This is a genomic window from Trichocoleus sp. Lan (genome assembly GCF_039961855.1).
Lineage (GTDB): Bacteria > Cyanobacteriota > Cyanobacteriia > Cyanobacteriales > FACHB-T130 > FACHB-T130.
The window spans coordinates 1-13,523 of record NZ_JAMPKA010000016.1; the positions used below are offsets into that span (position 1 = coordinate 1).

The following is a 13,523-nucleotide window of genomic DNA, read 5'->3' on the forward strand; positions in this document are numbered from 1 at the left end:
ACGCGCATCCGGGTTAGAGCCAATAAAGTCGTTCAGATCAGCTAACATAGAGCCATTATCTCAACCTGTTGGAATCTTCTCTAGGTTCTCACAACTGACTTGGGATTGCTATAGATAAAAACCTCCGAGGTTTCGGGTAGTCTTTGATAATCGCCAGCTAAACACACGTTAGGTTGCGCTTAGTATGCTTTAGTCATTCGCGTGCGCGTGGTGCTGATATTTGCAATTTCAGCTTCAGCCTTGTGAGCTTTTTTACAGCTACCCTTACCTTTTAAAGCATCCTCTAAAAAGAGAGGGGAGTTCAATTCTTCTCCCTTCCCTTATCGGGAATCACACATCTTGCACCAGTTGCAATAACCCGCCCAGAAATTTATTTCTGGGTGGGTTTTGAGGCTGACGTGCAAGAGGTCAGGAACTTTAATATGGGGTTAGATTTGTCCGCTCGGAGAAAGTATTGAGCCATGATCGACTTTACAGTTTGGGATGAGCTACTGCGCCGATACGTCGATCTAGAAGGTCGCGTCGATTATCATGCTTGGTCTTCAGAGCGATCGCAAGCGCTTTCACAATGGCTGAATTCCTTGCAGGAAGTAGATTTGGGGGATTATCCCAACCTAGATGAACGGTTAGCGCTGTGGCTGAATTTATATAATGCGATCGCGATCAATCAAGTTCTAGAACGCTATCCCATCCCCTCCATCCGACCGAAGATTTTAGGAATTCCCAACTGGATTGCCTTCCTGTTGTTCTTCATCCGTCCCGTCTATTCCTTTGCAGGTAAGCGCTACAGCCTCAATCAAATCGAACATGACATTCTCCGGCGCGAATTTGACGAACCCCTCATCCACTTCGCCCTTGTTTGTGCATCCATCGGTTGTCCGTTGTTGCGAAACGGTGCATACTTTCCGGAATCGGTGCGGACTCAGTTAGAGGATGACGCCAGCCGTTTTATCAATAATCCCGATAAAGTTCGCTACGATTTCCAAACGGGAACGCTTTACTGTAGCAAAATTTTCAAGTGGTACAAGAGCGATTTACTGAAAGTCGCACCTTCAATTCCTGAATACATCCGCTTGTATTTAAAAACCGACGTGCCTCTTGACGCTTCAACGCCGATTTCCTATCTCTATTACGACTGGAATCTGAATGAAAAAAAGAGTTATTAGTTGTTAGTTGAGCGACAGCAGATGCACTTTGATATCAAATTCAGTAATTACCCACTCCCCGGAATCCCACCCCGCCAACGCCTGCGGCTCTGGCTCCCCTCCCCGCAAGCGGGGAGGGGTTGGGGGGTGGGGTTCTTTTATTATGGGAAATTAAACAGATTCTATAACTAATAACGAATTAGCGAATTTCCTCATAAAACTTTTTCAGGTAAGTTGCTTCAACTCCGATACCCCAAAGAAAGCCGATGTAGAGATATATCGCGGTAGCCTTCAGCGAACCCCATTTTGCCACACGGCGATCGCTACTTTGCACAACTCGATTCACTTGACGAATCCGACCTCGTTGCACCAACTTCAGGCACAAATCCGCTTCCTCCATAATTGGCAATGCCGGATCAAATCCGCCACATTTCCAGAAATCGGCGCGACGACAAAACATCACCTGATCGCCAAATAACAATCGCAACCCCTGAAAAAACAAACGAGGTCGGAAAAGCAGCGGCGCGTAGTAAGTTTTGAGGTAATTATGCAGCGAAACTCCCCAGCGCGTCGTCTGGGAACCTGTCATCAAAGAAATAAACCCGCCGCCAGCAACAGATGGATCGGCTAAAGTTTGCTCAACCACTGCCACAAAATCATCTGGAACCGAAGTATCTGCGTGTAAGAAGCACAGGATATCTCCCGTCGCCGCCTCTGCGCCTCGGTTCATCTGCACTGAACGTCCGCGAACATCACAACAGAGGACACGCGCTTGAGATGACGGGGCGATCGCTTGTAAGATCCGCTGGGCGATCGCAACTGTCTCATCGTCACTTCCCCCATCTACCACCAGCACTTCCCAAGCTGGAGGATCTAGCAAATTCAACTGGCGCAGCGTGCGTTCCAAGCACGTCGCCTCATTCAGCGTGGGAATAATAATCGAAACGCGAGACATCTCCGGTTTAGCATCCTCATTCAATAAAAAACCGGCGTTACCACCGGCTAAAATCAAGCATCACCAGCACTGCTTGCACATTATGCGATCGCTGGAGTCATTTGCTTTTGTTGCTTTTGTTGCTGAGCCAATTCTACGAGACGACGAATCCGATCCTCAGTCGGGGGATGGGTACGGAAAAGAGATTGCAACCCTTTTGTCGAGATAGGATTGACAATCAGTAGCGGCGACATCGTGGGATTGCCGTTCATCGGAATCTGATGACCCATTGCCTCAAGCTTCTCCAACGCACTGGCAAGCGCCAAAGGATTCCCCGTGATTTCAGCCGAACCCAAGTCAGCAGAATACTCCCTGGTGCGGGAAATCGCAAACTGGATTAGCGCCGCAGTAATAGGAGCCAAAACGATTAGAAACAAGGCACCCAAAGCGTTTCCACCTCTGCGGTCATCGCGGGTGACAGGGCCGTAGAGCGCTCCCAAAGTGAGAATCCGTCCGACAAAAGTAATCGCTCCAGCGATGGTGCCTACAACTGCCTGAGTTAAAGTGTCGCGGTTTTTGACGTGGGTAAGTTCGTGAGCCAAAACACCTTCAAGTTCTTCGCGGGAGAGTAATTCTATAATCCCTTGAGTCACTGCCACAGAAGCATGATCCGGATCTCGTCCGGTTGCAAAAGCATTGGGGGATTTGGTTGGCACTAAAAACAGTTTCGGCATGGGAATCCCCGCCTTTTGGCTCAAAGAAGCTACCATATCGTAGAGTTCTGGAGCCTCCTGACGCTCTAGCGGTTGGGCGCGATACGCCATCAAAGCGGCTTGGTCAGAATAGTACCAGGAGCTAAAACTACTGAATGCAGCAAAAGCCAGACCTAAATATAGCCCCTGCTCGTTGCCGACCAGATAATAGCCACCCAGAACCAGAAGACCGCTGAGGAGTCCCAGCAATGCTGCTGTCTTGATTTGATTTCCAATCATGATTATTAGAAAGCAGTTGTTGAGAATTTTCTTTATTTGTTCTTAAGTTCTCAGATTCTGGAGTGTCTAGGCTCTATCTCATGTATGAAACTTGCCTCTTCCGGCTGGTAGGGAAATGTGTAAAGGGCTTTAGGAGACGCTTATAGTTATCTGCTAGTGCATTGATGGCGATCGCTTCTACCCTGGTTGTCTTCATCTCTTTTCAGGTGAAAGCGATCGCGATTACCAAACGAGCCTTTTTATACCCCGCATCATTGCTTGCAATGGAACTTCCCATAAATGTTCTAAACCCCAGATATATTGTAGATATCTGGGAAAACCTAAAAATTCTAATTTAGAATTATCCGTATTTACTGCTCTTGAATATTGTATATATCTCATTATCAAACCCTCGGAAAATGATTTTCTTTTTCTACTCGTGAGCTGATATTCGCTGCACTCAAATTTAGAAACGGGTATACTCTGTACTTCTTGTAAAATCGACAGAGGGATTGGGGAATATAGGATTTTATGTAATTTTGTCAGTATATTTTGTATGGGCAAAATTAAGCGATATTTTTGTGCCAGAGTTACCAGTCGGTTCCAATCAATTTCTGCTTGGTATGAGTTGAGAAGTATTGCGGCATCAGCTAGCCGACTAATTGGAAAAACAAAATTACTCATTCCTCCATATACACAAACGTACAATAGCTGATCGGTAGGATTTAAAACATAAGTTGATAAGTCATCCAGCTTGGTTAATATCGCACTATCCCAAAAATATTTTTCAGCATCTTCTTGAAAACCATCTGCGAACAGATGCCAGCGAAGATTAAACTGTTGTTTTAATTCATTGTCAAATCCTAGAGTATGAGAGAAGGGCGTAATTGTAACTGGTATTTTTCCTTTGGCTCTCCAGCCAATTTTTTGTAACAGACTTACGGCTGCTAAAGCATCTGCTGGATGAACTAAAAAATCAAAATTATGTATCATTCGTGAGCCATAATCTTTGTAATAATGTATATTCAAAGCTGCATCCTTGAGCAGCATTGTTGTGATACCATCATTCTGAAAACAACTGATAATAGCTGCGACTTGTTGCAACAAAACTTGGGTTTCACACCATGTGCGTCGGTAAACTCCCTTTAGTCTTGCCATATGCAGATCCGTCACGCCATGTGCGGATAAGTTGCGATAAAGTAAAGGCAGCAATCGATAGGATTCTACATCGAGATTCTCAAGATCGGCAGATGCTTTCCATTGATTCCAAGAATCAATTGCCTCTTCTCCCTGCAACAGTGCTGCCCGCAAAAGCAATTTTTGCTCGGAATTAAGCCAGTCACAGCTATCCTTATTATATAGATTCATTTTAGGCATCTTTTGTAATTGAAAATTTTAAACGATGGTAATCAATTAAGGCACTTTGATGCCTGGAACATTTACTCGAATTTTGTAAACAGAAGTGCCAGCAGTAATATAAAGACTTTGCAAATCATCATCTCCCCAAGCACAATTCGCTGGCACCTCCGGAGTCACAATTGTTCCCAAATGATTCCCTTCTGGATCAAAAACCCACACGCCTCCTGCACCTGTGCAGTAGATATGTCCTTGCACGTCTACTTTCATCCCATCGGGTAAACCAGGTTTCTTACCATTGATATTGTAAAAAATGCGACTGTTGGCAAGTTTACCGTCAGCTTGAACATCGAACACGCGAATATGACGGCGTTCAGAATCGTCGATATAAAGCTTTTTTTCATCCGGTGAAAATGCTAGTCCATTGGGTTTATCAAAATCGTCGGCTACGACAATAATTTCTTTGCCATCAGACGAGAGGCGGTAAACCCCCTGGATTGGTTGTTCCTGCTGTTCGGGTTTGATGCCATAAGGCGGATCTGTGAAGTAGATAGAACCGTCACTTTTCACGACAATATCATTAGGACTATTCAGTTTATTACCTTGAAATTTATCAGCTAAGACGGTAATCGAACCATCTTTTTCGGTGCGGGTGACGCGGCGCGTTCCGTGTTCACAAGCAATGAGCCGTCCCTGCTTATCTCTAGTCAAACCATTGGAGTTATGGCTAGGCTCTCTAAAGACTTTTACCTCACTATTGGAAGTCAGTTTAAAAATTTTGTTAGCCGGAATATCACTAAAGAGGAGATACTTTTCTTCAGCCAACCAAATAGGCCCTTCTGTAAATTGAAACCCCGTAGCCACACGCTCAACAGTTGCATTTTTAGGAAAAAAGCTTTTAAATGCTTGACCTTTTGCCTCCAAGCAGCTTGAAAATAGTTGTTCTTTTACTTGTCTTTTTACCCAATTCGCAATACGCAACATTTGGTTTTATTCAAAATAACAGCGCTTTTTATTGATTCAGATATTCTGCAAAACGATGATTATATAATGACAACCCAGCATCAATTTTGAGGACGGTTCCAGTAGTAAACTGTGAAAAATAGTCAGAAGCTAGGTAAACAGCAGCACGACCAATATAACCAGGATTAATTGAACTGTTATGCAGCGGAGTATAGTTGTGAGGAAGTGAATTTCCCTGGTCATCTTCCGCTACCCAACCGGGAGCGATTCCGTTAACTCTTATCCCAGAAGTTGCCAATTCTAGAGCCAATTCTTTGATAATCATTCCTAATGCAGCTTTTGAGGAGCTGTAACTAGGCCAACGTACAAGTTCCCATTGGTGAATAGACGTGATATATATAATCGAGCCATGAGTGCGATGATTAATCATCATTTGAGAAATAAGCTTTGTAAGGTACATTGGCCCGAAGACATTGGTGTTAAAGGTTTTATGCCATTCTCCTAAATCAAGGTCTTTTATCTGGCTCGTCTCAAATTGGATTCCCACATTGTTGACAAGAATATCAATATTTATTTTGTTTTCTACTAAATAATTAGATAAATAATTGTTATCTTCAGTCTGGGAAATATCTGATACAAAGCCTCTTGACTTAACTGAACAGCAACTTAATTCTTTTTCTAAATTTTCACATCCTTCCCGAACCAGGTCAGTGAAGAAAATGTTTGCACCTTGTTTTGCCATCTCAAGGGCAATACTTCTACCAATATTTCTGGCTGCTCCGGTTATCAGAACATTTTTTCCAGCTAAAAGCTGATTATCAATAACTACCGAAGGCTCTGGTCCTGGTTTTGTAACTACCAATTTTGGAGCTGTGGGCGGATTCACGAAGGCTGTTAAGGCAGCTTTAAGCCGAGTTTTAAAACTCATACTTATTAAGAAAATGAAGAATTCTTTTCTGGCAAACTTGCGGCGCGGCGTCGGTCGAGTGAAGCTTTAATTAGCCGGACATAATCAGTCCGCGCTTCACGCTGGCGAATGCTCAGATTGGTTTCGTGCAACCGCCGTGACATCAGGAGGCCTGGTAACATTTTCTCACGCAATCCCAGCTCTGTTGCACGCGCATACCAACTAATAAATTCTCCCATTTGTAAGTTGGTTTCAAATTTTCCTACCCGAAGAAAAGCTTCCCGTTTAAGCAGCATGGTTCCAGGGTGATATCCCGCCATTAATTCAGGAGGACAGTATATTTTATTCTTGATGCTTTCATCTAATTCGGGACTGTGAAACTGTTGAACGTGTCCGAAGACTATATCAATATCGGGTTCGCTCTCAAAAACCTGCATTTGACAAGTCAATTTATCTTTGACCCAAAAATCATCGGCATCGAGAAAAGCAAAGAAACTTCCTTGCGCTAACTCTGTGCCATAATTTCGGGCAGCACCAGCACCGCTTTGGGATTGGGAATAGTACCGCACTGATGGGGCAAAGCGCTTTGCTACTTCTGCACTGTTATCCGTTGAACCATCATCTACTACAATGATTTCCCGTGGCTGATAAGTTTGAACTAGTACGCTTTCAATCGCTTCAGCCAGATAGCGATCGCAGTTATATACTGGGATGATGACACTGATTAGTAGATGATTTTCCATTCCGATACCTCCTTCTACTTGATTTTTAAAAATTTGCTGTCTAATTAGCTCTTCATCAAAAAATTTTGGGCGTATTTGGAGGCGCGCCCAGATATTCGTTTATCTTAGGCATTCCTGGTAGCGAACTATTAGCCAACTGCCCTTTTTGCCTGCACCGATCGAGATGTTTCTTGTAAATTTTAATAAACCCCAATTCAATTAAATTTTTTCCCACAGTCATATTGTCTTGGTGTCTTCGATAAAAAAGCGTCACCTGTTCCAGCACCACCTTTGACACCCTATTTTCCCAGGCTCTTACAAACCAATCAACATCTTCAGCAAAACTTAAACTTTCATCAAATAAGCCAATTTTATCAAACACAGATTTTCGATAAAGGGCACTTCCCAAATTGATGTAATTATAAGGCTGATAATGTTTTTCAAAGATTGCATTTTCTGGTGTCAACTGAGAAATTTTCAGGTTTTGGATTAATCCTTGAACAATCTCTACTGATGGGTTATCTACTAAGTAATCTGTTTGCAATTTTAGGTTATTTTCAGACCACAAGTCGTCAACATCTAAAAAAGCGATCGCATCCCCTTTTGCCATCCTTAAACCACGGTTACGAGCTGCTGATGGCCCGCTATTAGGCTGATAAACATAGTGAATACTATCTTTATAGCGACCAGCAACTTCCGCCGTTTTATCTGTTGATCCATCGTCAACAACAATGATTTCTAGAGGCTGATAGTTTTGATTGAGGATATTTTGAATAGCTTCTGCTAGAAACTGTTCTCCGTTATAGACAGGAACGATCGCACTAACGAAGAATTCCTTATTATTCATGGGCTATTGCTTTGAAAGTAAGCTTAAAATGACTTCAGGAATTTGCTTCAGGTCAGTGCCGAGTTCTAGATAATAACAAGGTAGCTGGCTAACAGTTTTTGTCATTAGCTCACAAGCTTCCTTACCTGCACCGGGCAATTGCAGGATTGTACTGGGAACAAGTGCTGCCAATCCTGCTGCTGATGAGGTAGCTTTCAAGGTGGTATTGCTTCCCCCAGTAATGCGTGGGATTAAAAGCGCTCTTAGGGGAAAACTGGGCAAGATTTTTTCGGGAAAATGGTCGTTGATGAAATAAAGCGCTTTTTCTGAATCTAAGCGATCGCTATTGCTAATTGCCTTAGCGAGAAACGGCAATCTTTGAACATCATCGGCATTTTTTTTGCCAGTGCTGTAAATGCTAAAAACAGTTGGGGTGGGGTCGGATGCAATCAAACTATAGTCGTCGCTGGCATAGAAAAGCTCAGAGTTAAGGCAGGTTAAAGCTGTAGTTGATTTACCAGATCCCCCTTTTCCGACTAGCAACACGCCGCCACTTGGCATTCCAACTGCACCCGCATGAACCAGTTGCAGTCCCCGCTTACTCATCCAGACGTTAAAAATTGTCCGTAGCGGAGAACCTGCTTCCCAGTAAGGAAGTTGTTCGGTTGTCTCAACCCAATATATTCCCAGGTTGCGATCGCTATCTAAAATACTTAACGCAAACGCTCCCCATTGGAAACTGGTATGAATGCGCTCATTAGTAAACCCGATAATTTCCCCACGCTTTGGATGATGATGATTTATTTGCCAAGGTGGAGGTGGCATTACGGTGTTTGTCGAGGCGCTATCCCACAAACAAACTGTCAGCGCTGGATCTGAAACGGCTTCTGTCGCTAAATGTCCTAAAGCAGGTGTCATGTAGGAAATTAAAGCTGAACCAGCAAAACGCAACCGAATTTTAAACCCGCCTAAGCAATAAAAACGGTCAATAGAACCAGATGTAGCCTCAGCTTTTTCGTATAATTCATAAACCGTATTAAAAAAGGCTAAAGGGTCTTTCGCTTCTGTTTTAGTGGCAATCTCAGATGCCAACTCGTTAGTCATCATGTTGAAAAAACTTAAGGAATTAGCTGAAACCTAGGGGCAAATCCTGACGGCTGCCCCTTCCCAATACACCTTGAAGCTGCTGATAATGATGCCAAATGCTGATTTAATCAGGCTTCAACTTTAACATTAGGCCAGCCCACCACCTCATTCACTTCGTGAATGGGGTCTAAAGCTAGCAATTCTTCCATATCTGTATATTTTTCTAAAGTTGGGGGTGAAAAGCTGAGCTTTTCAGGATTGTCGTTTGTGGTGCTTGGTGCGCTGTCTATATTTAAATTTTTAGGATCTTCTGTGCCATCGAGAGTAATGAGTTCTTCTTGCTGCAATCTGGCAATAAAATCATTGACAGTATTTTCAATAATTTGGCGATTGCCATCGTAGCACTGGATTATTTTTTGGATAATATTGCTTTTGGAAGTACCTTTAATAAGTTCTTCCCAAATATCAGCTCCAACTTTTACTAAGCTATAATAATCTCCCTTATCTAAGTTGACGATTACAACTTCACCATCAATCGTTTCGTGGACAACTTTAGGAGCATTCGCCTTAAATATCTCTGAATAATTCATGATTTTTTTGCTATACTACCAAGCTTTGTTTCGCTTTTCTTAACCCTAAGCTAACCTTGAGATATTCTAATGTCAAGGTATAACTAATTAGGTTTATTACTAAACTTATAGACTTTATAATAATTCCGCTTATATTATAAATTAACGATTTTAAATAATATTAGTTATTGCAAAATACATATTATGAACTTTTGATTTAGTTTAAATTTAAAGCTCATAATATGTATCCGGTTTAAAATTGAAAAAGATTTATTCCTTACTTACTACCATTTTGATTAAGGAATAAATTTTATAGTTTAAGCATGAAAATCATAAGTTTTTTTTACTCACATTGAATCTTTTTAATATTTGCTCTCCTATTAGCCTGAGTGGTCGCAGCAAATAGTAAAGGAAAGCTGGAAATTCCGCCAAGGGTAGTAGCAACCAGTCGGTAGTAGTCGGCGTGATTGCTAATTTCAGAGAATACCGCACCCTGTCAATTAGGCGTTCTCTGGCTTTTAAATGGAAGCGGGTGGTTGTCCCGTCTTTAACAGATCCGTCCGACGAACGGAAAAGCTGTTCGCATACTTCAGCCGCCAGCAATTCTACCGCTGGGTCAGCCTGAATCTTTTGCCAAACATCATCTGGCAGGGCAGTTCCTAGAAGACGATGTGCCAGCCTTAAACCTATAAACAACATTCGCTGACCGCCCTTGGCGCTAGCTTGCTGCATCAGTTTGACCCAATCTAGCTGCGGATGGCTGCGGATAAGTTCGGCTACGTCGCAGATTCTTGCCAGTTGCGTCCAACAGTCTTTGGTTCCGTGTCCGCAAATCGTTAGCAACGAATTCTCTGGCGAGAGGTTGGGAACTGTCGTTCCAGCAATGGAGACTGGCTCCAGGTCATCCCACAATTCTTTAGAATCGATGGGAAAAGAAAAATACTTTGGCATTACTCCCCAGTGCAGTTCCACCAACACTCCTTTCTGGTGGTTTCTAAATGGATAGGCGGCTTCGCGTACAAATTGATGAATATGAGGCGAAGTCACAAAAGCCGCTTCCTGTTCTTGAGTCACTTCGATGCGCTCGATTTTCATCTGGTATCCTTGAGACAAAAACAGCGCCTTTGCCCTTTCGATGTCTCTTTCTTGCACCAGAATGTCTAAATCCCAGAACTGTCTTCTCAACAAATTACCGTAGGCAGAAGCGGCTAATACTGGCCCTTTGAAAGGTAGAACCGGAATTCCTTGTGCTTCAAATAGATTTACGAGTCTAACCAGTTCGCCGCTCAAAAATAGGCTGCGTCGCGTGAGGGTTTGAAAATCAGCCCGCAACTTAGCCAGAATATTCTTCGGAACCGCTTCCGGACAGGTGCTGTTTAGGTTCCAATACAAAAGTGGCATCACCCTATGCTCAGTCGCCATTTGCATCAGTTCTGCCCAATCTATATGATTTTCCTGGAGTAAAGTGACTAGCCGCTCAACTCTTTCCAATTCCATCCGAGTACTGGCACAGATTAGCAGCACTTCGATTTCAGGGCGAGTACCTACCGATGAAGCTTTAGCAAGTAATGTTTGCAATATCTGGCTCCACTAATTTAGCTAAGTCTGGTAGTAATATTCACAATTCATCAATTTTTATATACAACTACGGCATTATTTGTATAGTTCTGATAAAAATATAGGGAATTTTAGTAAAGATTTAGTAATTTCTAGTTTTTGTCAGTATTTGTACGATGCTAGCGTCACGAAATTTTCACGAGACGAGAAACTCCAAATTTTAGAACCCTGACGAATCAAGGGTTTAAGAAATTACCTTTAGGGTGAGGTGAAAAACGAACATCATTAACCACTTGTAAGAGAGATGTTTTCTCCGGTTTAAAGGGAAAGTGAGTCTTATTCAAAAAATATTGCTAAAAAAACCCATTTTCTTGAAGAAAACGGGTTGTAACAGCAGCTATGATTTTGGACGCTCTCTTGCAGGCAGTCTTTCTACTCAGCAGGCGCTGCTTACGCGCCTTTCGCTAACAGATGTTTCCACTACCTGCGGACTATCGGCTGTTCGACAGCATCTCGGAACTGTTGCACGTCTTCAGTGAAGCCAATTGGCAGTACACTGACGACATTTTCATGGGGACGGGGAATAATCACCCAGGATTCTACAACGCCACCATAAACTTTTTCTACTGCGGCAATTCCCGCCTCCATTGAGGTTTTCACCTCTGAAACATCCCCCCGAATATTGACATTAAAACGGGCGCTACCAACTCGGATATATCCGACTAGGGTAACTCTTCCAGCTTTAACCATCGCATCTGCCGCTGCTAGGACAGCAGGAAAGCCTTTCGTTTCTATCGATCCAACTGCCTGTGGCATTGGCTATCTCCTGAATTTGAATTTAATTGAGTTACGTAGAGCTAAGAACTAATTGTACGAATTTTCGATGCACCTTTGGATGGAAATGCCCCTTGCCTTTACTTTCCCACTTTTTGACTTGACAAAAGACCAAACAATCGAGTAAACAAAATCCCAATAATTGCTGGGATAGCTGGCAATGTCTACTCGCAATTAAGTTCCGATTGTTAACCAACTACGACATACGGAACTGTTCAACTTTTTGGGTGAAATGAATGGGCATAACAGTTTCAACATTTTCCGTAGGATTGGGGATGATGTAGTGGGAGATCACTTGACCTCCGTAGACTGTCTCTGCGGCTTTAATCCCTGCCTCAACAGCGATGTTGACTTCAGAAACTTTTCCCCGAACGGAGACCATAAAGTTCCCTTTTTCTACAAGTGCATAATGAACCAGCGTGACTGCACCAGCTTTAACCATTGCGTCTGCTGCTGCTAGTACAGCTGGGAACCCTAACGTTTCAATCGTTCCCACTGCCTGTGGCATAAAATCAGCTCCTTGAGTCCCAGCAATATTCCCAGCAATATTTCATTGTACGAGGCTTGTGATAATATTTTTGATTTTAGATTATAAGATTTATGCTTCTGGAGACAAAGCGAGAAGCGTGGCTGCGGGCAGTATACGCTAGCTATTATCGCTCAGATGCAGCGAAGATAGCGATCGCTACCTTTCATAAAGGACATCCTACTAGATGCCGATAGGCTAGAAGTGGAATGATTGAGTTCGCAATGTTAGCATAATTTTCCCACTGAAGCAGCGACTAAAATTACCTTAGATGCGTTTGTCCTATCAACCTTCCCACATACAGGATGCAAAGCAAACACTTGAAAAAAAACGACTTAAAATTTTATGATTTGAGTGCAGATAGGTGGTGGCAGGAAGATGAGAAAATCTATGCTCTCTATCATCTCAATCAACCCCGATTTGATTTTTTTGACCGCTATGTTTCAAATTGGCAGGGATTGCAAGCCTTAGATGTTGGATGTGGCGGCGGATTTACCTGCGAATTTATGGCGAAAAGAGGAGTAAAAGTCTCAGGAATCGACCAATCTGCTAAATGTATTCAACAAGCTCAAGATCATGCATCGCTAAGCGGACTTCAGATTGACTATCAACAGGGATATTCTGAAAACCTCCCTTATCAAGCTAATACTTTTGATATTGTTGTTTGTGTTGATGTTTTGGAGCATATTGCAGATTTACGCCAGACAATTTCTGAAATTTATAGGATTTTAAAGCCAAACGGCTTGTTTCTATTTGACACAATTAATAAAACTTTCGCCTCTAAATTAATAATGATTTGGCTATTAGAAAATATTTTGCAGGAAATTCCTCGTGGTATTCACGATTGGAATAAGTTTATTGAGCCGCAAAAATTAACAAGTTTAATGCATAGCCAAGGATTTAGCGGTATAGAAATTAAAGGGTTTAATATATTTGGTGAAAGCATTTACCAAAACGTGCTTACTTATATTCACTACAAAAAAATGGGCAAATTTCAAGTAGAAATTAGTAACAATACTTCAGTTATGTATATTGGTAAAGCAATAAAGTTGCCTAAATAATTGCTGTTTATTATTATATTTATGGGTAATTAAAAGAAGCTTAATTATTTGTAAAATAGTTACTGA

At 42.3% G+C, this 13,523-nt stretch carries 15 protein-coding genes; 3 read left to right on the top strand and 12 right to left on the bottom strand.

Going from position 1 to position 13,523, the window contains the following annotated elements; translation table 11 throughout:
- Nucleotides 1-461 precede the first annotated feature (461 nt).
- A complete protein-coding gene (locus NDA03_RS15260; protein ID WP_190523849.1) occupies nucleotides 462-1,166 on the top strand; it encodes a DUF547 domain-containing protein in 705 nt (234 codons plus the stop codon).
- A gap of 178 nt (nucleotides 1,167-1,344) precedes the next feature.
- Here NDA03_RS15260 and NDA03_RS15265 read toward each other — a convergent pair whose 3' ends face one another.
- The 12 genes from NDA03_RS15265 to NDA03_RS15320 all read right to left on the bottom strand — a co-directional run bounded on the left by NDA03_RS15265 (nucleotide 1,345) and on the right by NDA03_RS15320 (nucleotide 12,378).
- On the bottom strand, nucleotides 1,345-2,100 hold the full coding sequence (locus NDA03_RS15265; RefSeq protein WP_190411518.1) for a TIGR04283 family arsenosugar biosynthesis glycosyltransferase: 756 nt from the start codon (nucleotides 2,098-2,100) through the stop codon (nucleotides 1,345-1,347).
- Nucleotides 2,101-2,180: 80 nt separating this feature from the next.
- Nucleotides 2,181-3,071, bottom strand: coding sequence for a M48 family metalloprotease (locus tag NDA03_RS15270; RefSeq protein ID WP_190531990.1), 891 nt, complete (start codon nucleotides 3,069-3,071; stop codon nucleotides 2,181-2,183).
- A 222-nt stretch (nucleotides 3,072-3,293) separates the two neighbouring features.
- Complete coding sequence (locus NDA03_RS15275) at nucleotides 3,294-4,427, bottom strand: nucleotidyltransferase family protein (RefSeq protein ID WP_348238495.1); 1,134 nt, start codon at nucleotides 4,425-4,427, stop codon at nucleotides 3,294-3,296.
- 36 nt (nucleotides 4,428-4,463) lie between these two features.
- The gene (locus tag NDA03_RS15280) at nucleotides 4,464-5,390 is read right to left on the bottom strand and encodes an SMP-30/gluconolactonase/LRE family protein (protein ID WP_348238496.1); all 927 of its coding nucleotides are present in this window, start codon (nucleotides 5,388-5,390) and stop codon (nucleotides 4,464-4,466) included.
- A gap of 28 nt (nucleotides 5,391-5,418) precedes the next feature.
- A complete protein-coding gene (locus NDA03_RS15285; RefSeq protein ID WP_348238497.1) occupies nucleotides 5,419-6,297 on the bottom strand; it encodes an SDR family oxidoreductase in 879 nt (292 codons plus the stop codon).
- Between the two features lie 5 nt (nucleotides 6,298-6,302).
- Complete coding sequence (locus tag NDA03_RS15290) at nucleotides 6,303-7,019, bottom strand: glycosyltransferase family A protein (RefSeq protein WP_348238498.1); 717 nt, start codon at nucleotides 7,017-7,019, stop codon at nucleotides 6,303-6,305.
- Nucleotides 7,020-7,074: 55 nt separating this feature from the next.
- On the bottom strand, nucleotides 7,075-7,845 hold the full coding sequence (locus tag NDA03_RS15295) for a glycosyltransferase (RefSeq protein ID WP_348238499.1): 771 nt from the start codon (nucleotides 7,843-7,845) through the stop codon (nucleotides 7,075-7,077).
- 3 nt (nucleotides 7,846-7,848) lie between these two features.
- Nucleotides 7,849-8,931 carry a serine kinase gene (locus NDA03_RS15300; RefSeq protein WP_348238500.1) on the bottom strand — a complete coding sequence of 361 codons (1,083 nt, stop codon included), beginning with the start codon at nucleotides 8,929-8,931 and terminating at the stop codon, nucleotides 7,849-7,851.
- 107 nt (nucleotides 8,932-9,038) lie between these two features.
- A complete protein-coding gene (locus NDA03_RS15305) occupies nucleotides 9,039-9,500 on the bottom strand; it encodes a PqqD family protein (protein WP_348238501.1) in 462 nt (153 codons plus the stop codon).
- A 309-nt stretch (nucleotides 9,501-9,809) separates the two neighbouring features.
- Nucleotides 9,810-11,057, bottom strand: a complete 1,248-nt coding sequence (locus NDA03_RS15310; protein WP_348238502.1) for a nucleotidyltransferase family protein — start codon at nucleotides 11,055-11,057, stop codon at nucleotides 9,810-9,812.
- A gap of 459 nt (nucleotides 11,058-11,516) precedes the next feature.
- Complete coding sequence (locus NDA03_RS15315; protein WP_190411529.1) at nucleotides 11,517-11,852, bottom strand: carbon dioxide-concentrating mechanism protein CcmK; 336 nt, start codon at nucleotides 11,850-11,852, stop codon at nucleotides 11,517-11,519.
- 214 nt (nucleotides 11,853-12,066) lie between these two features.
- The gene (locus NDA03_RS15320; RefSeq protein ID WP_190411530.1) at nucleotides 12,067-12,378 is read right to left on the bottom strand and encodes a carbon dioxide-concentrating mechanism protein CcmK; all 312 of its coding nucleotides are present in this window, start codon (nucleotides 12,376-12,378) and stop codon (nucleotides 12,067-12,069) included.
- Between the two features lie 92 nt (nucleotides 12,379-12,470).
- Between NDA03_RS15320 and NDA03_RS15325 the strand changes: the two genes are divergently transcribed.
- Both NDA03_RS15325 and ubiG read left to right on the top strand, forming a co-directional pair.
- Nucleotides 12,471-12,593, top strand: a complete 123-nt coding sequence (locus tag NDA03_RS15325) for a hypothetical protein (protein WP_277877524.1) — start codon at nucleotides 12,471-12,473, stop codon at nucleotides 12,591-12,593.
- Nucleotides 12,594-12,701: 108 nt separating this feature from the next.
- On the top strand, nucleotides 12,702-13,457 hold the full coding sequence (gene ubiG, locus NDA03_RS15330) for a bifunctional 2-polyprenyl-6-hydroxyphenol methylase/3-demethylubiquinol 3-O-methyltransferase UbiG (RefSeq protein ID WP_348238503.1): 756 nt from the start codon (nucleotides 12,702-12,704) through the stop codon (nucleotides 13,455-13,457).
- The last annotated feature ends 66 nt before the right edge of the window (nucleotides 13,458-13,523 follow it).

What these genes read in the sequence shown, in the direction of transcription:
- NDA03_RS15270 (WP_190531990.1), bottom strand. Translation starts at nt 3,071, where the DNA reads ATGATTGGAAATCAAATCAAGACAGCAGCATTGCTGGGACTCCTCAGC.
- NDA03_RS15290 (WP_348238498.1), bottom strand. Translation starts at nt 7,019, where the DNA reads ATGGAAAATCATCTACTAATCAGTGTCATCATCCCAGTATATAACTGC.
- NDA03_RS15265 (WP_190411518.1), bottom strand. Translation starts at nt 2,100, where the DNA reads ATGTCTCGCGTTTCGATTATTATTCCCACGCTGAATGAGGCGACGTGC.
- NDA03_RS15295 (WP_348238499.1), bottom strand. Translation starts at nt 7,845, where the DNA reads ATGAATAATAAGGAATTCTTCGTTAGTGCGATCGTTCCTGTCTATAAC.
- NDA03_RS15300 (WP_348238500.1), bottom strand. Translation starts at nt 8,931, where the DNA reads ATGATGACTAACGAGTTGGCATCTGAGATTGCCACTAAAACAGAAGCG.
- NDA03_RS15315 (WP_190411529.1), bottom strand. Translation starts at nt 11,852, where the DNA reads ATGCCACAGGCAGTTGGATCGATAGAAACGAAAGGCTTTCCTGCTGTC.
- ubiG (WP_348238503.1), top strand. Translation starts at nt 12,702, where the DNA reads ATGCAAAGCAAACACTTGAAAAAAAACGACTTAAAATTTTATGATTTG.
- NDA03_RS15325 (WP_277877524.1), top strand. Translation starts at nt 12,471, where the DNA reads ATGCTTCTGGAGACAAAGCGAGAAGCGTGGCTGCGGGCAGTATACGCT.
- NDA03_RS15305 (WP_348238501.1), bottom strand. Translation starts at nt 9,500, where the DNA reads ATGAATTATTCAGAGATATTTAAGGCGAATGCTCCTAAAGTTGTCCAC.
- NDA03_RS15280 (WP_348238496.1), bottom strand. Translation starts at nt 5,390, where the DNA reads ATGTTGCGTATTGCGAATTGGGTAAAAAGACAAGTAAAAGAACAACTA.
- NDA03_RS15285 (WP_348238497.1), bottom strand. Translation starts at nt 6,297, where the DNA reads ATGAGTTTTAAAACTCGGCTTAAAGCTGCCTTAACAGCCTTCGTGAAT.
- NDA03_RS15275 (WP_348238495.1), bottom strand. Translation starts at nt 4,427, where the DNA reads ATGCCTAAAATGAATCTATATAATAAGGATAGCTGTGACTGGCTTAAT.
- NDA03_RS15320 (WP_190411530.1), bottom strand. Translation starts at nt 12,378, where the DNA reads ATGCCACAGGCAGTGGGAACGATTGAAACGTTAGGGTTCCCAGCTGTA.
- NDA03_RS15260 (WP_190523849.1), top strand. Translation starts at nt 462, where the DNA reads ATGATCGACTTTACAGTTTGGGATGAGCTACTGCGCCGATACGTCGAT.